This is a genomic window from Pseudomonas sp. GL-R-26 (assembly GCF_019947365.1).
Taxonomy (GTDB): Bacteria; Pseudomonadota; Gammaproteobacteria; order Pseudomonadales; family Pseudomonadaceae; genus Aquipseudomonas.
In genome coordinates this window covers 65,853-88,595 of the sequence record NZ_JAGYGI010000001.1, presented here as the reverse complement: position 1 = coordinate 88,595, position 22,743 = coordinate 65,853, and the positions used below count along the sequence as shown (strand labels likewise).

The window sequence follows — 22,743 nt, the reverse complement described above, 5'->3', positions numbered from 1 at the left end:
TAGAGTTGCATCAAGCGCTACCCCAGTGGTGCGAAATATCATTCTTTAAAATGGCCCGAGCCACGAGAGTGCTTTGCCAGTCAGGTCTCGCATTGCCCATGCAACTTCAAGTTGATGTGGTTACTCCAGCGAGCAGCAAGATTCATGGCGATGAACTCATCTCGCAACAGGGCAACCGCGGAGCCTGACTACTCCGTACTGAATCGGGAACGTCGTCATGTTTAAGTATTTGAGCATCTTTCGAACCACCTGCTTGCCCCGTGCGATGTTGATGACACTCTTTGCCATGGGCCTGCCCGTCATGAGCGTTTGGGCCGCAGACCCGGTCGTTCCGGCCGTGCCGGACGTGCCCAGCCTGCAGTCACTGCGCGGCATGACGCCTCCCGACCCTTCAGGAACCGAAGGCGGGCGCAAGGTCGACCTGATGGCCGACTACGTGCTCAATCGCTCAGCGGCCGTTTTCCTGGGCAAGGCACTGTTCTGGGACATGGAGATCGGCAGTGACGGCTCCACCGCTTGCGCGTCTTGCCACTTCCACGCGGGTGTCGATCATCGCACCACCAACCAGATCAACCCGGGCCAGGCGAACACCAACGCGAACGTCTCGTCGATCTTCAACAAGCCGTTTACCGCGTCGGATATTCCGGGCGACGTGCCGAGCTACACCACCAGGTCCGGTGGCAAAGGCGGTCCGAACTACCTGCTGAAGAAAAGTGACTTCCCGACCCACGTGCTGGCCGATCCGCTGGATCGCAACTCGGCGATTGTCTATTCAAGCGATGATGTGATCGGCTCCCAAGGCGTGTTCGACGCCAACTTCGTCAAGCCCAATCAGTCGCGGTTCGACAAGTGCATTCAGCAACCAGACGGTATCTTCCAGGTGGGCGGTATCAATGTTCGCCGTAGCACAGGGCGTAACGCACCGACGGTGATCAACGCTGCGTTCAACGTGCGCAACTTCTGGGATGGCCGGGCCAACAACGTATTCAACGGTTTCTCACCGTTCGGCAATCGCGACCCTGACGCCGGGATTTTCGTGACGAGCGATCGCAGTGGCGTGGCGACCAAAGTCAGGCTGGCGCTCAAGGATGCTTCCGCCGCCTCGCAAGCGGTAGGGCCGCCCGGCAGCCCGGTGGAAATGTCCTGCGGTGGGCGTACCTTCGCCGACATTGGCCGGCGCATGCTCGATACCTTGATACTCAAACAGCAACGGATCTCGTCAACCGACTCAGTACTCGGGCCGGTGTCCCGCGGCCGTCGGCCGACTTACCGTGAACTGATCAAGAACGCGTTCCAGCCGCGTTTGTGGAATGCCACGCAGCAGGTCTTGTTGGGCGACGCCCCCTACACCCAGATGGAGGCGAACTTCCCGCTGTTCTTCGGGCTGGCGATTCAGATGTATGAGTCCACGCTGATCTCGGACCAGGCGCCGCTGGATGCTTATTTGCAGGGCGATCATGCGGCCATGAACGACCAGCAGGTCCAGGGCATGAATCTGTTCCTGGGCAAGGGCAAGTGCGTCAGTTGCCACGGCGGCGCGGAATTGACCAACGCCGGCAGCCGCTTGCTGTTCCATCCTCGGGAACGGATCGAACGCATGGTCATGGCCGACAACCTCACGACGCTCTATGACAACGGCTTCTACAACACCGGGGTGCGTCCGACCTCGGAAGACCTGGCGCTCGGCGGGGCGGATGCCTGGGGCAATCCGTTGTCTTTCACTCGCGAGTACAACACCGTACTCCAGGGCGGCCAGATCCCTGACCCGCTGGAAGTTGATGTGTGCACCTTCGAAGTGCCTTTGAGCCCGGCCATCCCTTGTGATGCGACGCTCAAGCCCAATGTCGGTTTTCGCGATGCGGTCGATGGCGCCTTCAAGACACCGACCTTGCGCAATATCGCGTTGACCGGACCGTATTTCCACAACGGCAGTCGCGCAACGCTGCAACAGGTGATGGAGTTCTACAACCGCGGCGGCGACCGGCGTGGTGAAGATGCCAGCAACACCAGTGGCTTCGAGCACCCGGCGGTCAACCAGCACAACGGCTCGAACCTCGATCCGGACATGACTCGGCTGAACCTCACCCCGGTTGAAGTGGATGCGCTGGTCAAGTTCATGGAAGTCGGGCTGACCGACCCTCGGGTCGCGTGGGAACGGGCGCCGTTTGACCATCCATCGCTGGTACTGCCACAGGGCGAAAAGGGTGATGAAAACTCGGTCGGGCAAAAACCGGCCAGTCCGAAGATCACTACCCGGCAGGCGCAGGACGCCGAAATTGAGCTCAATCCGGTCGGTGCCGAAGGTCGCGCAGCGCTGGAAGGGCCGCTGCAACCGTTCAACAACGACCTGTAACTGTATTTGCCCTTGCGTCACTGGCGGCTGATGGCTGCCAGTGACGACTTTTTACAAATACCTCAGTATTTCACTCAGTAAATCGGGGGGGCTGCCGTTAAAGTGGTGGGCACATTGCCATCTATTGATCTGACGGGTCGGAGCTTTACCCTTGCCGCGCTCATCTGCTGTACGTTTCAGTCATTTCCTGCCGTCATTAGTACTGTTACTGGCGGGGCTTGCGGCTGCTTACATCAAGGATCTGAACGTCTTCTTCACGTCGCTGTTCAACGTGCTGCCTACCCTGGTGCTGTTGCTCGGTGGTGCCTATTGCGCGGTGTACCGACGCCAGCGTGAACTGTTTCTGATGGTCACGGTGTACATCGCCTACTTCCTGCTCGACACCCAGACCGACTATTACCGCGACAACGGCAAGGTGCGTGACGATGCCGCCGTGGTCTTTCATTTGTGTTGCCTGCTGCTGCCGCTGCTGTTTGGCGTGTTCGCGGCGTGGCAGGAACGTACCCATCTGTTCCAGGACATGGTGGCACGCTTCGCGGTTTTGCTCGCGGTCGGCAGCGTGACGCTGGCGCTTGAGCAAAGTTATCCACACGCGCTGCTGATCTGGCTGTCGGAGATTCGCTGGCCTGCCTTGCATGGCGCCTGGATGAGCCTGATCCAGTTGTCCTATCCGGTGTTCATTGCGGCGTTCCTGCTGCTGGCCTGGCAATACTGGCGCAACCCGCGCCCGCTCCATGCCGCGCAATTGGTGGGGCTGCTCGGGTTGTTCTGGATGTTGCCGAAAACCTTCATCCTGCCGTTCACGCTGAACATCATGTGCAGCCAGGTGATGCTGATGATCGCCGCCGCCGTTGCCCACGAAGCCTATCAAATGGCCTTCCGCGACGAACTGACCGGGCTGCCGGGCCGTCGTGCGCTGAATGAACGCATGCAACGGTTGGGGCGCAACTACGTGCTTGCCATGAGCGACGTCGACCACTTCAAGAAATTCAACGACACCCACGGCCACGACGTCGGCGACCAGGTGCTGCGACTGGTGGCCAGCAAACTGTCGAAAATCGGCGGTGGCGGTAAGGCTTATCGCTACGGCGGTGAGGAGTTCGCCCTAGTGTTTGCAGGCAAGACCCTCGAAGAGTGCATGCCGCATCTTGAAGTGATCCGCGAGTCCATCGCCACTTACAACATTCAATTGCGAAACCAGGAAAATCGCCCGCAGGACGATCAGCAGGGGCGCCAGCGGCGTGCCGGTTCCGGTGCGTCGAGTGTGTCGGTGACGGTCAGTATCGGCGTCGCCGAGCGGATCGATCAGCGCACCCCCGAAGAGGTGCTCAAGTCCGCTGACCAGGCGCTCTACAGCGCCAAAGGCGCCGGGCGCAACTGCGTGATGGCGTTCGGGCAGAACCGCCGTGGCGCCGTGCGCATGGACGCCGCTACGGTTGAGTGATGATGGCGCATTCAGCGAGCGCAAAGTGATTGTGAGGCGTGGTCGGCAGCAGTAGGTTGGAGAAATCTGCCGACGGAGAATGACCATGCCCGAGTACAAAGCTCCCTTGCGCGACATGCGCTTTCTGATCGACCACGTCTTCGACTTTCACCGCAACTACGCCGCACTGGGGGCCACCGATGCCAGCCCGGACATGGTCAATGCGATCCTCGAAGAAGGGGCGAAGTTCTGCGAAAACGTACTGTCGCCGCTCAACCGCAGCGGCGATGAAGAAGGCTGCCATTTCGACAATGGCGTGGTCACCACACCCGCGGGCTTCAAGCAGGCATTCGCTCAATATGTCGCGGGCGGCTGGCATGGCCTGGCGGCGGATCCGCTTTACGGTGGTCAAGGGTTGCCGATCTCTCTGGGCCTGGTGATCAGCGAGATGGTGGGTTCCAGCAACACCTCATGGGGCATGTACCCCGGCCTGACCCACGGTGCGATGTCGGCGATCCACGCCCATGGCACCGAGGCGCAAAAGCAGACCTATTTGAAGAAGCTCACCGCTGGCCAATGGACCGGCACCATGTGCCTGACCGAAGCCCATTGCGGCACCGACCTGGGCATTATCAAGACCCGCGCCGTACCTGCGGCCGATGGCAGCTACGCGATCTCCGGCAGCAAAATCTTCATCTCCGCCGGCGAGCACGACATGAGCGCCAACATCATTCACCTGGTGCTGGCCAAATTGCCGGATGCGCCGGCCGGGACCAAGGGCATTTCGCTGTTCATCGTGCCCAAGTTCCTGCCCGATGCGGCGGGCGAAGCGGGCGAGCGCAACGGCGTGTCCTGCGGCTCGATCGAACACAAAATGGGCATCAAGGCCTCGGCCACCTGCGTGCTGAACTTCGACGAGGCCAAGGGCTTCTTGATCGGCGAGCCGAACAAGGGCCTCAACTGCATGTTCACCATGATGAACCACGCGCGGCTGGGTACCGGCATGCAGGGGCTGTGTCTGGGGGAGGCGAGCTTCCAGGGCGCGATCAAATACGCCAACGACCGTTTGCAGATGCGCTCGTTGACCGGCCCGAAAGCGCCGGAAAAAGCCGCCGACCCGATCATCGTGCACCCTGATGTGCGGCGGATGTTACTGACCATGAAAGCCTTCAACGAAGGCAACCGCGCGCTGACCTACTTCACCGCGCAGTTGCTCGACGTTGCCCACCTGAGCCCGGATGAAACAGCGCGCCAGGACGCCGAAGATTTGTTGGCGTTTCTCACGCCGATCTGCAAAGCCTTCATGACCGACACCGGTCTGGAGGTGACCAACCACGGCATGCAGGTGTTTGGCGGCCACGGGTTCATTCGCGAATGGGGAATGGAACAACTGGTGCGCGACTGCCGGATTGCGCCGATCTATGAGGGTACCAACGGCATTCAGGCGCTGGACTTGCTGGGGCGCAAGGTGCTCGGCAGTCAGGGCAAGCTGTTGCGCGGCTTCACCAAAATCGTCCACAAGTTCTGCGCGGCGAACGCCGAGCATCCACAACTGGCCGGGTATGTGGCGCAGCTCAATCAACTGAACCAGCAGTGGGGTGAGTTGACTACCAAGGTCGGTATGGCAGCGATGAAAAACCCTGACGAAGTCGGTGCCGCGTCGGTGGATTACCTGATGTACAGCGGTTACATCATCCTCGGCTACCTGTGGTTGCGCATGGCGCTGGTGGCTCAGGCGCAGCTCGATGCGGGCAGCGACGATGGCGATTTCTGCCGGGGCAAACTGGCGACCAACGAGTTTTACTTCAAGCGTCTGCTGCCACGCACTGCCGCTCATCGTGCGGCCATAGAGGCGGGTAGTGATTGTCTGATGCAACTGCCGGCGGAGTTGTTTGCGCTTTAGTCATATAAATCCGTTACAAAGAAGCTCGCCTTGCGCGGGCTTTTTTGTTGATGACTAAAAATAACAAAATGGTCATGAGTTGACCCTATGTGTCGCAAAAGTTGTTGGGTTACACTCCGACCCAACGAAAATACTCTTCCTGTGAATCACCTGTATAGATCTTGCGAGGTTTGCCATGGCTGACTACAAAGCGCCCCTGCGCGATATGCGCTTCGTCCTCAATGAAGTTTTCGAGGTCGCCAAACTCTGGGCCGAACTGCCTGCACTGGCTGAAACCGTGGATGCAGAAACGGTCGAAGCCATCCTGGAAGAAGCCGGCAAAGTCACCAGCAAAAGCATCGCACCGCTGAGCCGTGCCGCTGACGAAGAAGGTTGCCATTGGGCGGACGGTGCCGTCACCACGCCGGCAGGTTTCCCACAGGCCTATCAGACCTACGCGGAAGGCGGCTGGGTCGGTGTCGGTGGCGATCCGTCCTACGGCGGCATGGGCATGCCCAAAGCCGTTTCGGCCCAGGTCGAAGAAATGGTCAACTCCGCCAGCCTGTCGTTCGGCTTGTACCCGATGCTGACCGCTGGCGCTTGCCTGTCGATCAACGCCCACGCCAGCGAAGAGCTGAAAGCCGCGTACCTGCCGAACATGTACGCCGGCATCTGGGCCGGTTCCATGTGCCTGACCGAGCCGCACGCCGGTACAGACCTGGGAATCATCCGTACCAAGGCAGAGCCTCAGGCCGACGGTTCCTACAAGGTCAGCGGCACCAAGATTTTCATCACCGGTGGCGAACACGACCTGACCGAAAACATCATCCACCTGGTGCTGGCCAAGCTGCCGGATGCACCGGCGGGGCCGAAAGGCATTTCGCTGTTCCTGGTACCCAAGTTCATGGTCAATGCCGATGGCAGCCTGGGCGCGCGCAACCCGGCGAACTGTGGCTCGATCGAGCACAAGATGGGCATCCAGGCGTCCGCGACCTGCGTGATGAACTTCGATGAAGCCGTGGGTTACCTGGTCGGCGAGCCAAACAAGGGCCTGGCGGCGATGTTCACCATGATGAACTACGAGCGTCTGGGCGTCGGTATTCAGGGCCTGGCCACGGGCGAGCGCTCGTACCAGAACGCTGTGGAATACGCCCGTGACCGTCTGCAAAGCCGTTCGCCGACCGGTGCACAGAACAAGGACAAAGTCGCTGACCCGATCATCGTCCACCCGGACGTGCGTCGCATGCTGCTGACCATGAAAGCTTCGAACGAAGGGGGCCGTGCGTTCTCCACCTACGTGGCGATGCAACTGGACACCGCCAAGTTCAGCGAAGACGCCACCACCCGCAAGCGTGCGGAAGACCTGGTGGCATTGCTGACCCCGGTGGCCAAGGCGTTCCTGACCGACCTCGGCCTGGAAACCACCGTACACGGCCAGCAGATCTTCGGCGGCCACGGTTACATCCGTGAGTGGGGCCAGGAGCAACTGGTGCGTGACGTACGCATCACCCAGATCTACGAAGGCACCAACGGCATTCAGGCGCTGGACCTGGTCGGGCGCAAGATCGTCGGTAGCGGCGGGGCGTTCTACAATCTGTTCGCCGACGAGATTCGTCACTTCACGGCGACCGCCAGCGCGGACCTCGCCGAGTTCACCAAGCCGCTGAACGACGCGGTGACCACCCTCGATGAACTGACCGCATGGCTGCTTGACCGAGCGAAGAGCAATCCGAACGAAATCGGCGCGGCGTCAGTCGAGTATCTACAGGTGTTCGGCTACGTGGCGTACGCCTACATGTGGGCCCTGATGGCCAAGGCGGCTTTCGGCAAGGAAGCGCAAGACGATTTCTACGCCAGCAAACTGGGCACGGCGCGGTTCTATTTCGCCCGCCTGCTGCCGCGCATTCACTCGTTGAGCGCGTCGGTGAAGGCCGGTAGTGAATCGTTGTTCCTGCTGGATGCAGGACAATTCTGATGAAGTAACGTTATGTAAGCATTCTCTTACATAACGTGCTGCTGTTCTCCCATAGATGCAAATTGGATCCACAGCTAATCTACTTCTCATGGACGTAGCGCAGGAAGCGCAAAGCAACAACAGGGACACGTAGGATTCTGCCAGGACGGTGGAGTGAAATGGATGTCAGGGAAACAGTCTGCAAAGCCCCGCTTCGGCGGGGTTTTCTTTTGCCTGAAGAAAAGTTTTCAGCTTGTCCCATCCAGCGTCTGCACGCTGTTCAGGCGTCCATCCGGGCCGTTTATCACCTCTTCCAGCAATGTCCGCAGCAATGCCAGCGAGGCCTGTTGCCGTTGCACATCCCGACACACCAAACCGACTTTCAGCGGCACTCGAGGTTCGCTCAGGGGTTTCCACAGCAATTCGTGGTTGCCATGGGTCTTTTGCGAGCGTCCGGGCAATACCGTCGCCAGGCGCGTGTGGGGCAGGCTGTCGAGGATGCCGGCCATGTTGTTCAGTTCGGCTTGCACCTGTGGACGACGACCAAGGCTTGTCAGCTGTGCCTGCCAGATCTGCCTGATCTGAAACTCTTCGCCCAGCAGTAACATCGGCAGTTCGGCAGCCTGACTCATGGACACTTTCTTGAATTCACGCAGCGGATGCTCTGCCGGGATGACCAGGGTCAGTTCATCTTCGTACAGCATCACGCCATGCAAGCCAGGCTGGCGGGGCGGCAGGTAGCCGATGCCGATATCCAGAGAACCGTTGAGCAGTCGCCGCTCGATTTCCAGCCCGGTCAGTTCATAGATCTGCACCACCAGATGCGGCTGCGCCTTGCGCACCCGCTCGAGCATCTGCGGAACGAGGCTGGTGTGCACGGTCTGTAATACACCGATGGCCAGGGTGCGCAGCGCCTGACCCTTGAAGTTGCCGAGCGCTTCCCGTGCCCGTTGCAGACCATCGAGCAAAGGCAGTGCGTGGTTGTACAGCGTATGGGCCGCGAGGGTCGGCAACAGGCGTTTGCTGCTGCGCTCGAACAGGCTCACATCGAGGTTTTGCTCGAGGTGGCGGATTTGCTGGGACAGCGCCGGCTGGGAGATGGACAGGCGTTCGGCGGCCCGGCCCACGTGGCCTTCTTCATAGACCGCGACGAAATAACGCAGTTGCTTGAAATCCATAAGTATTACTTATCGAAAATGCTGGGAAATCGAAATGGCTGAATGCCTCACCTGAGCCTAGTCTAACCGCATTCACAGGGCTTACAGGGCCACAGAGCGCGATGAATACCCTTTGCTTCGATGGTATTTACATAGGTAAGGCAAAAAACCTCAAAAGGGTTTTTTTCAGATGAACCTGTTCAGTCTGCGCCGCAGTCCTCCCAGTCTTGATGATCTGGTCTTGGACGCCTCCTGGCCATCCCAAGGCGTTAACCTTTCCAGCGAGTACTTGATGCCCAGTGTCGAGCGGCCGAAACAGGTGTTTGTGCGTGGCCAGGGTTCATGGTTGTGGGACAGTGATGACCGTGCGTACCTGGACTTTTCCCAAGGCGGCGGGGCCAACTGCCTCGGTCATAGCCCTTCGGTACTGGTCAATGCAATCACAGCCCAGGCTCAGTCGCTGATCAATCCGGGTTTCGGTCTGCATAACCGCGGCATGCTTAGCCTCGCCGAATATCTGTGTGCCAGCACCGGCAGTGATCAGGCCTACCTGCTCAATACCGGCAGCGAAGCCTGTGAGGCGGCGATCAAACTGGCGCGCAAATGGGGTCAACAACATCGCGGCGGTGCATCGCGAATCATTGTGGCCAACAACGGATGCCATGGCCGGAGCCTGGCGACGATTTCGGCGTCGGACAGTTCGACATTGATCAACCGATTCGAGCCGCAATTGCCAGGCTTCAGTCGTGTCCCGTTCAATGATCTGCCAGCGTTGCATGCGGCCGTGGATGAACGGACCGTAGCGATCATGCTCGAGCCGATCCAGAGCGAAGCCGGCGTTATCCCGGCCACCGCGCACTACCTCAAGGGCGTCGAACGCTTGTGCCGTGAACTCGGTATTTTGTTGATCCTCGACGAAGTGCAAACCGGCATCGGCCGTTGTGGCACCTTGCTCGCGGAACAGTCCTGCGGCGTCACGGCGGATATCGTCGTGCTTGGCAAAGGCTTGGGCGGCGGTGTGCCATTGGCCGCGCTGCTGGCGCGGGGCAAAGCTTGCTGTTTCGACACTGGCGAGGTGACTGGCACTCATCACGGTAATGCGTTGATGACCGCGGCGGGACTTGCGGTGCTCGATACCGTGCAGGACAAGGATTTCCTCAAACACGTCGCAGAAGCCGGGCAACACCTGCGTGAAGGATTGACGCGTCTGGCCCATCGTTACGATCACGGCGAGTTGCGCGGACAAGGGCTGCTTTGGGGGCTGACGCTGTCGGACGACTCCGCTGACGCGGTGGTCAAGGCCGCGCTGTACGAAGGCTTGCTGCTCAATGCCCCGCAACCCGACTGCCTGCGCTTTACCCCTGCGCTTAATGTCAGCAACGCCAACATCGATGAAATGCTCCTGCGCCTGGCGCGGGCCTTCTCCCGAGTACGCACCGCGCAATTGCAGTGCCGCAAAGGGATTGCCGTCTGATCAGACGCGCCCTGCACACATTCCAGAACCGTCTCGCGGTAATACGCACGCCCCACGCCCGACACTTTTGGCGTGGGGCGTTTTTTTTGTGGCCGGGTTTTTCCAAAGGCAATCTCGGCTTGAGCGGTTGGCGCATCAATGGCTTTCTAGCGTGAATCGGCAGGGACTGCCGGTGCCAGCGAAACGGCGTTGCTGTCGCGTTGGTTTTGAATTCTATACCACCAAGTGGTATGTTTTATGGAAGGGATGCCGATGTCACCAAGGCTGTTCAAGACAAAGCGCTTCGCAATGCAGGCTGCCAAGGCCTGGATCGGTGATGACGAACTCCAGGAGGCATTCACCGAAATGCTCAATGGTCAGGCTGACAATTTGGGCGGCGGGGTCTGGAAGAAGCGTTTGAATGCCAACCGCCATCGCTCGATTATCCTGGCCAAGGGCGGTGCTCATTGGGTCTATCAGTTCCTGTACGCAAAGAAAGATCAGAGCAATATCAGTCCCAGGCATTTGCTCGACTTGCGAGCGTTGGCCAAGACATATGGTGGACTGACCGAAATGGAAATTCAGCGTTTGCTGGATGCAAAGGAGTTTGTGGAGATACCAAATGAGTAAAAAATTCAAAAGTGAGCTATCGGAATCGATCCACGAATCGGCTAGTGCCTTGTACGCCATAGGTGCAATCAGCAAGGCGACCATGCGTGAATTTGATGAGTCTTGTCTTGCAAGGGTGCCGGATGCGATTCCCGCGCAGGAGATCAAGGCATTGCGCGAGCGCAACAATGTCAGTCAACCGGTGTTTGCGCGCTACCTGAACACCAGTGCTTCCACGGTCAAGCAATGGGAAGCAGGGGATAAACACCCCAGTGGCATGGCGCTGAAGTTGCTGAGTATCGTGCGCAAACACGGTCTGGAGATACTGGCCTGAGGAATCGGGCTGAACCCTGACAAACGGCACAGGTCGATTAGCTGTAGGGCTCGAACGAGTCCACCCCAATCAGGAGCTGTCCCATGGACTTTATTCGCATCATCATCGCCATCCTGTTGCCGCCACTGGGTGTGTTTCTGCAAGTAGGATTCGGCGGGGCGTTCTGGCTGAATATTCTGCTGACGTTGTGCGGTTACATTCCTGGGATCGTGCATGCGGTGTACATCATCGCCAAGCGCTGAGCTGAGCTGAGCGTCGGCAGGTAGACCGCCTTCGCGAGCCTGCTCGCGATTGAGACGCCACCGTTTCGGCAATGAGCGCGGGCTTCAGTCCACTGAATCCATCACCCGCCGATAAAACAACCACTCCTGCTCCAGCGCATGGGCCTGGTTACCGGCCTTGCGAAAGCCATGGCGTTCGTCCGCGTAGTAATGCGCTTCGACCAGGATGCCGTTGTCTTGCAGCGCCGTGACCATGTCGCGGGTCTGCTGCGGGACGACCACGGCATCCAGTTCTCCTTGAAAGAAGATCATCGGCACGCGGATGTTGCCGGCATGCAGCAGCGGCGTGCGGGCGGCGTAGCGTTCGCCATCCAGTTGCGGATCGCCGATCAGCCAGTCCAGATAGTCGCTTTCGAATTTGTGGGTCGCGCGCCCCAGCGCCACCGGATCGCTGACCCCATACAGGCTGGCGCCGGCGCGGAACACGTTGTGAAAGGCCAAGGCGCAAAGGGTGGTGTAACCGCCGGCACTGCCGCCGCGAATGAACGCCTTCTCGCCATCGATCAAGCCGTGTTCTTTGAGGTAGCTGACCACGGCGCAGGCGTCTTGCACATCCACATCGCCCCAACTCAGGTGCAGTGCCTGGCGATAGGCCCGGCCATAACCGCTGCTGCCACGATAATTGAGGTCGGCCACGGCGAAGCCCCGCTGGGCCCAGTACTGGATACGCGGATCGAGCATCGGGTAGCACGCCGAGGTCGGTCCGCCATGGACGAACACCACCAATGGCGGTTTCGCCTCGCCGGTCATCGCCGGGTAGAAGAAGCCGTGTGCTTCGCCTGAGCCGCTTGGGTAGCGCAAGGTTTGCGGGCGGCTGATCTGTTCGGGGGCAAGCGGTGCGATGCCGCCGGCCAGCACCTGCACTTGCCGGCTCTGGCGGTCGATGGCGATGACGGCGGTTGAACTGACGGGCGACGCGGCGATGCAATAGATGAACTGCTCATCCACGGCGAGATGGCGGAAGCGGCTGTAGTCGCCGGTGAAGTCAGCGCTGGAATCGCCGCCTATGCCCAATCGGCCAAACCCGCCCTCGGTCCAACTGGCCAGATAACTGTCGTCGCTGAGCGGTAACCAGGTGCTGCCGCCGAGTTGCCAGGGCGCGGGACCATGGTCGGCGCTGGCACTTGGCATTGGGTTCAAGCCTTTTTCAGATTCTTTCCATGGCTGCCAGTAACCCGCTCGATCCGTCAGGCAATACAAGCGACCGTCGGCATCAAACCGCGGTTGTTGCACAGACTCTTGAACGCCGTCGCCCGCCACACAACGAGCCTCGGCAAAACCGCCGTTGGCGAGGCGTTCGGCAACCATCAAGCGGGTCGCTGTCCATGGCTGATCCGGGTGACTCCACTCGATCCAGGCTAGGCGCCGGGCATCAGGGCTCAGCGTCGGTGCCGCGTAGAAATCAGCACCCTCGGTCAGCAGGTGACGTGTGCCATCCGACAGATCGATCGCCACCAGTCGGTGTTGGTCGCGATGCTCCTCGACCGCCAGCACTTGCCCGTTGGCGAACTGCAGATCGCCATAACGGCAGGCTCCAGAGGTCAGCCTTTCGGGCGCTTCGTCTTGCAGTGATTGCCGATACAACTGTTGGTCGGCCTCGTTGACGAAAACGATACCGTCGTCGGTAAGACAAAACGCGCCGCCACCATATTCGTACACCCGACTGCGCACACTGAACCCCGGTGGCGTCAGGCATTTCGCTGCACCATCGCGCCAATGCCAGATCCGGCACGCTGCGTCTTCGGGACGGTACTCGTTCCAGAACAGGCCCTGCCGACCGACCTGCAGTTCGGCAAAATCGATACCGGCGGCCACGGCTTTGGCAGCGCTGAAAGGCTCAGCTTTTGGCGATGAGGCGTGAGTTTCGTTCATTGCGAAAGGCCAGTTGGTCGATGGTCTGGGTGGCGTGTTCGGCTTCTTCGCGGGCCTTGAGGATCACGCCGTGTTGTGGCGACTTGCTGCACACCGGGTCGGCATTGCTGGCATCGCCGGTGAGCATGAACGCCTGGCAGCGGCAGCCGCCGAAGTCTTTTTCTTTCTCGTCACAGGAGCGGCACGGCTCGGGCATCCAGTCATAGCCACGAAAGCGGTTGAAGCCGAACGAGTCGTACCAGATGTGCTGCATGCTGTGGTCGCGCACGTTGGGAAACTGCACCGGCATCTGTCGGGCACCGTGACAGGGCAGGGCGGTTCCGTCTGGCGTGACCGTCAGAAAAATACTGCCCCAACCATTCATGCAGGCTTTCGGGCGTTCTTCGTAATAGTCCGGGGTGACGAAAATCAGCTTGCACGGATGCCCTTCAGCTTCCAGTTTGGCGCGGTATTCATTGGTGATGCGTTCGGCGCGCACCAGTTGCTCTTTGGTCGGCAATAACCCGACGCGATTGAGTTGCGCCCAGCCGTAGAACTGGCACGTGGCGAGCTCGACGAAGTCCGCTTCCAGGGCGATGCACAGCTCGATGATGCGGTCGATCTGGTCGATATTGTGCCGATGGGTGACGAAGTTCAGCACCATCGGATAACCATGGGCCTTCACCGCTCGGGCCATTTCCAGTTTCTGCGCAAAGGCCTTTTTCGAGCCGGCCAGCAGATTGTTCACCTGCTCGTCGCTGGCCTGGAAACTGATCTGGATGTGATCGAGTCCGGCCTTCTTGAAATCGCTGATTTTCTGCTCGGTCAGGCCGATGCCGGAGGTGATCAGGTTGGTGTAGAAACCCAGTTTGCGGGCTTCGGCAATCAGCTCGGCGAGGTCCTGGCGCACCAGCGGTTCGCCACCGGAAAAGCCCAGTTGCGCGGCGCCCATTTCCCGCGCTTCGCGAAACACTTTGAGCCACTGTTCGGTACTCAGCTCTTTGCCTTGCTCGGCGAAATCCAGCGGATTGGAGCAGTATGGGCATTGCAGCGGGCAGCGATAGGTCAGCTCGGCGAGCAGCCACAGCGGCAGGCCGATCTCGGGTTTGGGTGGTACTTGCACCGATGAATCAGGCAAGTTCGATCCAGTGCTGCGCACGGGCAACCTCCATGAATTGCTCGATGTCGTCACCGAGCTCGGGCACGCCGGGGAACTGTCGGTCGAGCTCATTGATGATGGCCGCGACATCCCGTTCACCGTCAATCAAACCGCCGATCAGCGCGGCACTCTCGTTGAGCTTGATCATGCCTTCCGGGTACAGCAGCACATGGCCTTTTTGCGCCGGTTCGTACTGGAAACGGTAGCCTGGGCGCCAGGTCGGGGTCTTGCTGCGATCGAAACTCATAAGGTGATTCCTTTGTGCCAGACCCGTTCCCCGGTCACGCTGTGATACGGCGGGCGTTTCAGTTCGTAGGCCATGCTCATGGCATCGAGCATGCTCCAAAGAATGTCCAGTTTGAACTGAAGAATTTCCAGCATGCGCTCCTGGCCTTCACGAGTGGTGTAGTGCTGCAACGTGATCGCCAGACCATGCTCGACATCACGCCGTGCCTGGCCCAGGCGCGTGCGGAAATACTCGTAGCCGGCCGGGTCGATCCATGGGTAATGCTGGGGCCAACTGTCCAGGCGCGATTGGTGGATCTGCGGGGCGAACAGTTCGGTCAGCGAGCTGCTCGCCGCTTCCTGCCAACTGGCGCGGCGGGCGAAATTGACATAGGCATCCACGGCGAAGCGTACGCCTGGCAGCACCAGCTCCTGGGAGCGCAGCTGGTCCGGGTCGAGGCCCACGGCCTGGCCCAGGCGCAGCCAGGCTTCGATGCCGCCGTCTTCACCGGGCGCACCGTCGTGGTCGAGCAGGCGCTGAATCCATTCACGGCGGATCTCGCGGTCAGGGCAGTTAGCGAGGATCGCCGCGTCCTTCAGGGGGATGTTCACCTGATAGTAGAAACGGTTGGCGACCCAGCCCTGGATCTGTTCGCGGCTCGCCCGACCTTCGTACATCGCCACGTGATAGGGGTGATGGATGTGGTAATAGGCGCCCTTGGCGCGCAGGGCCGCTTCGAATTCTGCGGGGGACATTGGGGTGTCGGTCATTGCGGTTCTCCGGTGTACAACCGTTGAAATCTTGGGTGTCTGGTCGGACGCTTTCGCGGCGGTGCGGCGATCCGACAAGCCCGCTCCCACAGGGTTACGCGGTCAACTGTGGGAGCGAGCTTGCTCGCGATAGGGCCATCCGCTACAACACAATACTCATGCCGTCATACGCCACCTCAACCTGGCGCCGATCCAGCTCTGCGCGCTCCGGCGAATCCTCATCAAGAATCGGGTTGGTATTGTTGATGTGGATAAGTACTTTGCGCTGGTTGGGCAATTGCTCAAGCACTTCGAGCATGCCTCCGGGGCCGTTCTGCGCCAGGTGCCCCATCTCCCGACCGGTGCGGGTACCGACGCCGCGACGCTGCATTTCATCGTCATCCCACAAGGTTCCATCCACCAGCAGGCAATCGCTGCCGGCCATGATTTCCAGAAGCGCTGCATCCACCTTGCCCAGGCCCGGTGCGTAGAACAGTTTGCCGCCGGTGTTGAGGTCTTCGACGATCAGACCGATGTTGTCGCCTGGATGCGGGTCGAAGCGATGCGGTGAGTAGGGCGGTGCAGCACTGCGCAAAGGCAGCGGAGTGAAGCGCAGGTTCGGGCAAGCTGGGACGCTGAAACTTTGATCGAGTTCGATGCGATTCCAGGTCAGCCCGCCATTCCAGTGGTTGAGCATGGTGAACAGCGGAAAACCGGTGCTCAGGTCTTCATGGACCATGTCGGTGCACCAGACCTGATGCGGGCAGCCCTCACGCAGCATGAGCAGGCCGGTGGTGTGGTCGATCTGGCTGTCCATCAGGATGATCGCGCCGATCCCGGTATCGCGCAGGGCGCGGCCCGGCTGCATCGGGGCGAAGCCCTGGAGTTGGGCGCGGATGTCCGGAGAGGTGTTGCACAGCACCCAGTTCACGCCGTCGTCGGAAATCGCGATGGACGATTGCGTCCGCGCCTTGGCCCGCAGGCTGCCGTTGCGAAAGCCCGCGCAGTTCACGCAGTTGCAGTTCCACTGGGGGAAGCCGCCGCCGGCAGCGGAACCTAGAATCTGGACAAACATGGACGCTCCATCATTTCAACGCTGAAAATAAAACGCCTCGGGATAACCGAGGCGTTAGCTGCAGTCTGCCAAGGCAGATTAGCGGCTGGCGAAGTACATGGTGACTTCAAAGCCGATACGCAGGTCGGTGTAGGCAGGTTTGGTCCAGGCCATAAATTGAACTCCTTCAGGTAAGGTGGGACAGCGCTATCTATAGGTATAGTCCACCTCAAGTCAGAGATGTTCCAGATAGTTAGGTTGCTATGTTACTCAAAATTTCAAAGAAATTGCCCGTGAAAATTTGAGAAAGCTCCTTGCAGCCCCGGTAATGATCATTTTGCCGCTTGCCATGACGCGCCAGGGGCAGCGCTGTTGGCAAGGCACAGCCAGCCGCCTTCGGCCTGATTCAGGCGTTGGGCCGCAGCCAGCAGAGCGGTCCGGTCAATGCGCACAATGGCCTCGGGTAATTGCGTCAGATATTCCGACGAACGGCCAGCCAGCTTGCCCTGCCAGAGTAATTCGGCCGCTTGAACCGTGGTGAGCGCCGCGCTGGAAAACTGGTCCGCCAAGGCCTGGCGTTGAGCGCTGAAGGTGGTGTCGTCGAGTGCGTTGATCAGTTCCGGCAATCGATTCAGGAATTGCTTGATGTGTTGCAGCAGCTCCGCAGGTGCAACGCTTGGCGATTGCACGCCAAACAGCAACCCGGTTTGCCCGTGAATCTGCCGCAGGGCGCTGAACACCGCATAGCCGAGTTGCAGCTCCACCCGCAGGCGTTGGTAGAACGGTGTCTGGCAGGCATGCGCGAGCAAACGCCACGCGGCTTCGTCGGCCATTTCCTGGGTGGCTGTCGGACAGAACAGCAGCAACGCGTGCTCACCGGAAGCGGTATCGACAGTGCTCCACAGATGCTGTGCAAGGATCGATGAGGGCGGCGTCAGTTGATTGTCCGGTGTGCCGGGTATGCGGCTCAAGGCCAGGCCCATGGCCGCTTGAGTCTGAGCCGATAACCCGATGGCCAGCCCATCCCATCGCGCACTCGACCAGAGTGACTGCATGTCGTCCGAGTTCGCGGTGTGCCCGAGGCAGTGATCGGGCAAGGCCTTGAGCAGTTGTCGAATCGGTATGAACGCCACGCTGGTCGATTCGGCTTGTGGGACAGCGGCATCGGGTTTTGTCAGTTCTTTCAGCACATACTCCATGACGCTGGGCATCGGCTCCTGTAGCCCGTTCAGTTTGAGCAGCCATTCGTTGCCCGACGCACTGAAGGACAAATCCACACCGGCTTGGTGCGCGTCTTCGCGTAACGGTTGCAGGTGGTTTTCCAGCCGTGATTGAAGGTGGCTGCCGGGAGCCGAGTCCAGACGCCAGCGCAGATAAATCGCACCTTCAACACCGTTATCCGGCCATGCCTGGCTGAATTGCATCGGCGAACGTTCACGACGGCTGCGCGAGCGGTCCTGGGCAAACGTGCGCAGGCCGCGGTGGGCGCTGGTCTGGCCGCGAATCAATCCGGCGTTGGCTGCCGCTGCTTCGGAGTGCAGGAACGGGTTGGGTGCCGGCAATTGCCATGGGCCGCCGAAGTTATCCACAGCGCCGATTTGTTGGAGGATTTGCTTGAGGGCTGTAACGCCCTGCTCGGTTAACCCGAATTCACGTTGTTCGCTGTCCAGTCGAGCCAGTTGCAAGGCACTGCTGATTTGCTGCTGGCGCTGGAGCAGGGTGGCGTACTCTTCGCGCAATCGGTTCCAGTCTTGCTTGGCAAAGAAACCGAGCCAGTCCATCAGGCGTTCGCGGATGCCTGGTGCCGAGTCGGCGGCGGGCAGGGTGAATTCGATATGCAGCAAGGCTTGCCTGGCGAACTGGTACAGCGGCTGGGCTTTCAGGTGATCGGCCAGCCCGCGCTCGCGCAGGTCCGCCAACAAGCCTCCGGGTTTTTCCAGATTCAGCCAGTGGCACAGGAATGCCAGCGCTTCGGCAGAGTTGTCAGGCAGTGTTTCGAGGGCAAACAGCAGGTCCAGACGGCCTTCGCCAGCCTGTTGATAACTTTTGTTCGGCGAGTCCATCAGCTGTGTAGGCGCTTGTTGCGAGACTGTTTCGCCTTTGGCAATGACGCTGCCAAAGGCTTCGGCCATCGCTTTCAATTCATCGAGGTTCTGCGGCCCGGCCAGGCTCAGGGTCATTTGCCCGGTCTGGTAATAGCGCTGATAAAAATCCTGCAAAGCCTGCTGACAATCGGCTTGATCCACTGGCAGGCTGTCACGATTGCCGGCATGAAAACCCCGTAGCGGATGAGCCTCGGCGAGGCCATTGAACAGCGCAAACTGCTGCTGCGCCTCGGCATCCTGCGACCAGGCGACAAATTCCGCCTGCAAAACTTCCCGTTCCCGCTGCTGGTCGTCCGGATTCATACGTGGATGAGCGAGCATGTCCGACAGACGCTCCAGTCCACCGGCAAATGCCTGGATCGGCAATTCGAAAAAGTAATCTGTGGTGCGCTCGCTGGTCCGCGCATTCACTTGCCCGCCATGGCCCTGGACGTAGGCCATCAGCCCTTGGTCCGCAGGAAAACGCTCAGTCCCCAGAAACAACAAATGCTCAAGAAAATGCGCCAGGCCAGGCCATGCCAGCGGCACATCATGGCTGCCCGCGGCGACCCGCAACGCTGCTGCGCAACGCTTCAAATTCGGGGCATGACGCAGCGTCACCCGCAGACCATTGGCCAGGGTTTCAGTAGGGGGGCGAGGGTGATTCAGCGCGGGCATGGGCACTTCCAGAACAGTGAAGTGCCAATGCTAGCGGATTAGGGGGCGTTCTCAATTAGTTTCCGCGCCGCGCCGGGTCTGCTGTTGTGCAGGGCAAGGCGCGAGAAGCGTGGTTTGGTTGTTCCAAATAAGCTTCGAGCAACGCGGCCCTGCACAACAGCAGGCCCGGCCCTTCGGGTTGTGCCTTAAAGCGGGCCAGGCTGCGTTGCAGGCCTTGGAAAGGGAACACCATTCCCAGCGGCCTGCGCCTTGCCTGGCCCACTTTAAGGCGACAACGCGACGGGGAAACTAATTGAGAACGCCCCCTAGGACTAGCGCTTGTTCAGGTCGCCGTAAAGCTCGGGACGACGATCGATCAGGTAGCGATTGGCGGCACGGGAATCGACCATCAACTGACGATCCAGCTCACCGACAATCAGCGATTCATCCAGTCCCGCCTGAGCGATACGGCTGCCATCCGGCGCAGCGATGCTGCTCTGGCCGCAGTAGTGGATCTCGCCTTCATGGCCGCAGTAGTTGGCGTAAGCCACATAGCATTGGTTTTCGAAGGCGCGGGAGCGCACGGTGACATCGGCGACGAAATCGAACGGAATCATGTTCGCGGTCGGCACCAGGATCAGCTCGGCACCGGCCAGGACCAGGCGCCGGGCGTTTTCCGGAAACTCCAGGTCGTAGCAGATCAGGAAACCGAGCTTCCAGCCGTTGAGCTCAACGATGGGAAAGTCGTCGGAACCTGCGCTGAACATCGAGTGATCCAGATCGCCGAACAGATGGGTCTTGCGGTAGTTGCAGATGCGCTCGCCGTTAGCGTCGATCAATTGCACGGCGTTGTAGATCTGGCCGTCGGCGGTGCGCTCGGGATAGCCATACAAAATGGCGATCCCGGCAGCCTTGGCAATGCGCGCAATCTGCTGTGCCGACTCACCGTTATGCACCTCCGCCAGTACGCTGACGGCATCGACGCCGATGTTGTAGCCGGTCAGGAACATCTCCGGCAGCACCAGCAGATCGGCACCTTTTGCCTCCAGCGCAAGCTGCTGCAAGCGTTGCAGGTTGCCGGCGACATCCAGAGGCAGCGGTGGGCATTGGTAAAGGGCTACGCGCATTTCGGATTCCTCTTACTCGGGCAGGGCGATCGGTCCGATCTCGTTGAATACATCTCCTGGACCCGGATTCTCGGCGTGAGTTGCACCGCCGAAGTGTTTCATGATGCCCCATACCGCGTTGAGCGAGGTCTGTACCGCGCCCTCAACCCAGGCCGGGGTCCACGAAACGTCGTCACCGGCGATGAAGATCCCGCGCTGCTCGGCAGGCATGTCGTCCTGCATGAAGTGCGCGTACATACGCTGGTTGTAGCGGTAGTGGCCGGGCAGGGCGCCTTTGAACGCGCCGAGGAAATGCGGGTCGGCTTCCCACGAAACGGTGATCGGGTCGCCGATGATCCGCGCGGCGATGTCGACTTTCGGATAGATCTTCTTCAACGCATCCAATGCCAGCTTCACGCGTTTTTCCACCGGCTGCGGCAGCATTTTCAGCGCGTCGCTCATCCACGAGTACGACAGGCAAATCACGCCGGGCTTGTCGTCGCCGTTGTCGAACAGGTAGGTGCCACGGGTCAGGCGATCGGTGAGGGTCATGCTCATCAGGTCGCGGCCGGTTTCCGGATCCTTGTCCTTCCAGAAAGGGCGGTCGACCATCACGAAAGTCTTCGACGACTGCATGTAGCGGGTGCGGTCCAAAGCCATCCACATCTTTTGCGAGAACAGGGTTTCGTCGCATTCGATCTGGGTGGTCAGCAGCCAGCTCTGGCAGGTGGTCAGCACGGCGGCGTATTCGCGGGTGTCGCCCCAGTTGTCGGTGACGGCGAAACGGCCGCCCGGCGCGTGGGCAATTTTCTTCACACCCGTGCGCGGTGCGCCGTTGTGCAGCGAGCTGAGGCTGGTACCCGCTGGCCAGTGCGCGCAACGCTCCGGCACATGGCGCCAGATGCCTTGTGGCACCTGTTCCACGCCACCGACCACCAGGTGCTGGTGATCGTCGCAATTGGTCATCACCACACGGAAGATTTCCAGCATCGAGTTGGGGAAGTCCGAGTCCCAGCCGCCGGTACCGAAACCGACCTGGCCGAACACTTCGCGGTGATGGAACGAGAGCTTGGCGAAGGCCTTGGAGGTGGCGACGAAATCGTAGAAGGTGCGGTCATCCCACAGCGGCACCAGGGTGTTCCACAACTCTTTCAGACGTGGCACATCGCGGTCGCGGATGGCTTGCTGGATATCGGCGAACTGCGAACCGGCTTCCAGGGCATCGGCCCAGGCGTCAGCCACTTCCTGGAACAGCGCAGGAAGGTCCGACAGCTTCTGTGCGTAATGGGTCTGGCCTTCGAGGTCGATCACCGTGCTGCCCGACGCGGGTGTCAGCGGGTTAGGGAAAGGTTTGGTTTCCAGACCGAGTTTGTCGACGTAGTGATAGAACGCGGTGGACGACACTGGAAAACGCATGCCACCTAGCTCGGCAATGATGCCTTCAGCGCCGTTGAACGCCTGGGAGCGCAGGCGGCCGCCCATTTTCGAGGCTTCGTAGACGACCGGTTTCAGGCCCAGCTTCATCAGCTCATACGCCGCCACCAGGCCGGCGATCCCGCCGCCGACAATCGCCACTTCGGCACCGTGATTGTGCTCGGGAATGCTGCCCAGGCCGGCCGGGTGTTCGATCCAGTCGTCGAAGGCGAAAGGAAAGTCCGGGCCGAAAATGGTGACTGGCTTTTTACCGTCTGCAGGATGGCGATTGTTCTTGTTCATGGTTGACCTTGCTGGCGACCCGACGCGGAATGCGCATCTGAGTATAGGAAAAGATGCCAGCCATTCTAGAGAGCACAGAACACGTTAATAAGACGCAAAGTGTCGTCATTTTGATATTTTATTGGTCAGTATGACGATCTTGATGTGCACACTGACCACTGTGGGAGCAAGCTTGCTCGCGATAGCGCCAGTTCAGTCACCGATGAACCCGGGCCTGAAAACTCAAACCGGCTGCCCCCGATCAATCTTGCTACTCAAGATGATCGACGTCGTGGTCTTCTCCACCCCATCCACACTGCCAATCTGATCCAGCAACTGATCCAGCTGCTCCGGCGAATCGGTGCGCAACCACGCCACATAATCAAATTCGCCACTCACCGCACACAACTGCTGCACCTGCGCCATCGCACTCAGGCGTCGCAACACCTCCTTACCGGAGCGCGGTTGCACGGTGATCCCCACATACGCCTGCAACCCGCCATCCACCACGCGCTGGCCGAGGCGCACGCCGTAGCCGGTGATCACCTTGGCCTTTTCCAGCCGCGCCAGGCGCGAAGTGACGGTGGTACGGGCGATGCCCAGTTGCCGGGCAAGCATGGCCACGCTCTCGCGGGCGTTGATCTGCAGGGCGGCAATCAATTGGCGGTCGATTTCATCGAGAACAGGCGTGCGAGTGTCAGGCAAAGGGTTATCTC

At 60.0% G+C, this 22,743-nt stretch carries 19 protein-coding genes; 8 read left to right on the top strand and 11 right to left on the bottom strand.

The window, feature by feature from the left end:
* Nucleotides 1-217: 217 nt before the first annotated feature.
* The 4 genes from KGA96_RS00385 (at nt 218) to KGA96_RS00370 (ending at nt 7,633) form a co-directional block, all read left to right on the top strand.
* The gene (locus tag KGA96_RS00385; RefSeq protein WP_223465312.1) at nt 218-2,353 is read left to right on the top strand and encodes a cytochrome-c peroxidase; all 2,136 of its coding nucleotides are present in this window, start codon (nt 218-220) and stop codon (nt 2,351-2,353) included.
* A 151-nt stretch (nt 2,354-2,504) separates the two neighbouring features.
* Nucleotides 2,505-3,797 carry a GGDEF domain-containing protein gene (locus KGA96_RS00380; RefSeq protein ID WP_046039434.1) on the top strand — a complete coding sequence of 431 codons (1,293 nt, stop codon included), beginning with the start codon at nt 2,505-2,507 and terminating at the stop codon, nt 3,795-3,797.
* An 85-nt stretch (nt 3,798-3,882) separates the two neighbouring features.
* Complete coding sequence (locus tag KGA96_RS00375) at nt 3,883-5,679, top strand: acyl-CoA dehydrogenase C-terminal domain-containing protein (RefSeq protein ID WP_046039435.1); 1,797 nt, start codon at nt 3,883-3,885, stop codon at nt 5,677-5,679.
* 175 nt (nt 5,680-5,854) lie between these two features.
* The gene (locus KGA96_RS00370) at nt 5,855-7,633 is read left to right on the top strand and encodes an acyl-CoA dehydrogenase C-terminal domain-containing protein (protein WP_046039437.1); all 1,779 of its coding nucleotides are present in this window, start codon (nt 5,855-5,857) and stop codon (nt 7,631-7,633) included.
* Between the two features lie 227 nt (nt 7,634-7,860).
* Here the strand turns inward: KGA96_RS00370 and KGA96_RS00365 are convergent, their stop codons facing one another.
* On the bottom strand, nt 7,861-8,790 hold the full coding sequence (locus tag KGA96_RS00365; RefSeq protein ID WP_223511217.1) for a LysR family transcriptional regulator: 930 nt from the start codon (nt 8,788-8,790) through the stop codon (nt 7,861-7,863).
* Nucleotides 8,791-8,959: 169 nt separating this feature from the next.
* Here KGA96_RS00365 and KGA96_RS00360 point away from each other — a divergent pair, with 169 nt between their 5' ends.
* From KGA96_RS00360 to KGA96_RS00345, 4 genes are all read left to right on the top strand, one after another.
* Nucleotides 8,960-10,243 (top strand): aspartate aminotransferase family protein, encoded by a 1,284-nt coding sequence (locus KGA96_RS00360; protein WP_223511215.1) that lies wholly within the window; start codon nt 8,960-8,962, stop codon nt 10,241-10,243.
* 252 nt (nt 10,244-10,495) lie between these two features.
* Nucleotides 10,496-10,852, top strand: coding sequence for a type II toxin-antitoxin system RelE/ParE family toxin (locus KGA96_RS00355; RefSeq protein ID WP_046039441.1), 357 nt, complete (start codon nt 10,496-10,498; stop codon nt 10,850-10,852).
* Complete coding sequence (locus KGA96_RS00350; protein ID WP_046039442.1) at nt 10,845-11,165, top strand: helix-turn-helix domain-containing protein; 321 nt, start codon at nt 10,845-10,847, stop codon at nt 11,163-11,165. Before KGA96_RS00355 ends, KGA96_RS00350 begins: the two co-directional genes overlap by 8 nt.
* An 83-nt stretch (nt 11,166-11,248) precedes the next feature.
* On the top strand, nt 11,249-11,407 hold the full coding sequence (locus KGA96_RS00345) for a YqaE/Pmp3 family membrane protein (RefSeq protein WP_003228885.1): 159 nt from the start codon (nt 11,249-11,251) through the stop codon (nt 11,405-11,407).
* Nucleotides 11,408-11,491: 84 nt separating this feature from the next.
* Here the strand turns inward: KGA96_RS00345 and KGA96_RS00340 are convergent, their stop codons facing one another.
* From KGA96_RS00340 to KGA96_RS00295, 10 genes are all read right to left on the bottom strand, one after another.
* Nucleotides 11,492-13,318 carry a S9 family peptidase gene (locus tag KGA96_RS00340; RefSeq protein WP_223465314.1) on the bottom strand — a complete coding sequence of 609 codons (1,827 nt, stop codon included), beginning with the start codon at nt 13,316-13,318 and terminating at the stop codon, nt 11,492-11,494.
* Nucleotides 13,284-14,420 (bottom strand): pyrroloquinoline quinone biosynthesis protein PqqE, encoded by a 1,137-nt coding sequence (gene pqqE, locus KGA96_RS00335; protein ID WP_411741531.1) that lies wholly within the window; start codon nt 14,418-14,420, stop codon nt 13,284-13,286. Before pqqE ends, KGA96_RS00340 begins: the two co-directional genes overlap by 35 nt.
* Nucleotides 14,421-14,427: 7 nt before the next feature.
* Nucleotides 14,428-14,703, bottom strand: coding sequence for a pyrroloquinoline quinone biosynthesis peptide chaperone PqqD (gene pqqD / locus KGA96_RS00330; RefSeq protein ID WP_090451769.1), 276 nt, complete (start codon nt 14,701-14,703; stop codon nt 14,428-14,430).
* Nucleotides 14,700-15,452 carry a pyrroloquinoline-quinone synthase PqqC gene (gene pqqC / locus KGA96_RS00325; protein ID WP_008051584.1) on the bottom strand — a complete coding sequence of 251 codons (753 nt, stop codon included), beginning with the start codon at nt 15,450-15,452 and terminating at the stop codon, nt 14,700-14,702. The genes pqqD and pqqC overlap by 4 nt, the downstream gene beginning before the upstream one ends.
* Before the next feature lie 142 nt (nt 15,453-15,594).
* The gene (gene pqqB / locus KGA96_RS00320) at nt 15,595-16,506 is read right to left on the bottom strand and encodes a pyrroloquinoline quinone biosynthesis protein PqqB (protein ID WP_223465315.1); all 912 of its coding nucleotides are present in this window, start codon (nt 16,504-16,506) and stop codon (nt 15,595-15,597) included.
* A 78-nt stretch (nt 16,507-16,584) separates the two neighbouring features.
* Nucleotides 16,585-16,659, bottom strand: a complete 75-nt coding sequence (gene pqqA / locus KGA96_RS00315; RefSeq protein WP_003444522.1) for a pyrroloquinoline quinone precursor peptide PqqA — start codon at nt 16,657-16,659, stop codon at nt 16,585-16,587.
* Between the two features lie 158 nt (nt 16,660-16,817).
* On the bottom strand, nt 16,818-19,247 hold the full coding sequence (pqqF, locus tag KGA96_RS00310; RefSeq protein ID WP_223511213.1) for a pyrroloquinoline quinone biosynthesis protein PqqF: 2,430 nt from the start codon (nt 19,245-19,247) through the stop codon (nt 16,818-16,820).
* Nucleotides 19,248-19,558: 311 nt separating this feature from the next.
* On the bottom strand, nt 19,559-20,353 hold the full coding sequence (locus KGA96_RS00305) for a carbon-nitrogen hydrolase family protein (RefSeq protein WP_223511211.1): 795 nt from the start codon (nt 20,351-20,353) through the stop codon (nt 19,559-19,561).
* A 12-nt stretch (nt 20,354-20,365) separates the two neighbouring features.
* Nucleotides 20,366-22,048, bottom strand: coding sequence for a flavin monoamine oxidase family protein (locus KGA96_RS00300; RefSeq protein ID WP_046039452.1), 1,683 nt, complete (start codon nt 22,046-22,048; stop codon nt 20,366-20,368).
* Between the two features lie 222 nt (nt 22,049-22,270).
* Entirely contained in the window at nt 22,271-22,732 is a 462-nt protein-coding gene (locus KGA96_RS00295) for an Lrp/AsnC family transcriptional regulator (protein ID WP_046039454.1), read from the bottom strand.
* Nucleotides 22,733-22,743: the final 11 nt, after the last annotated feature.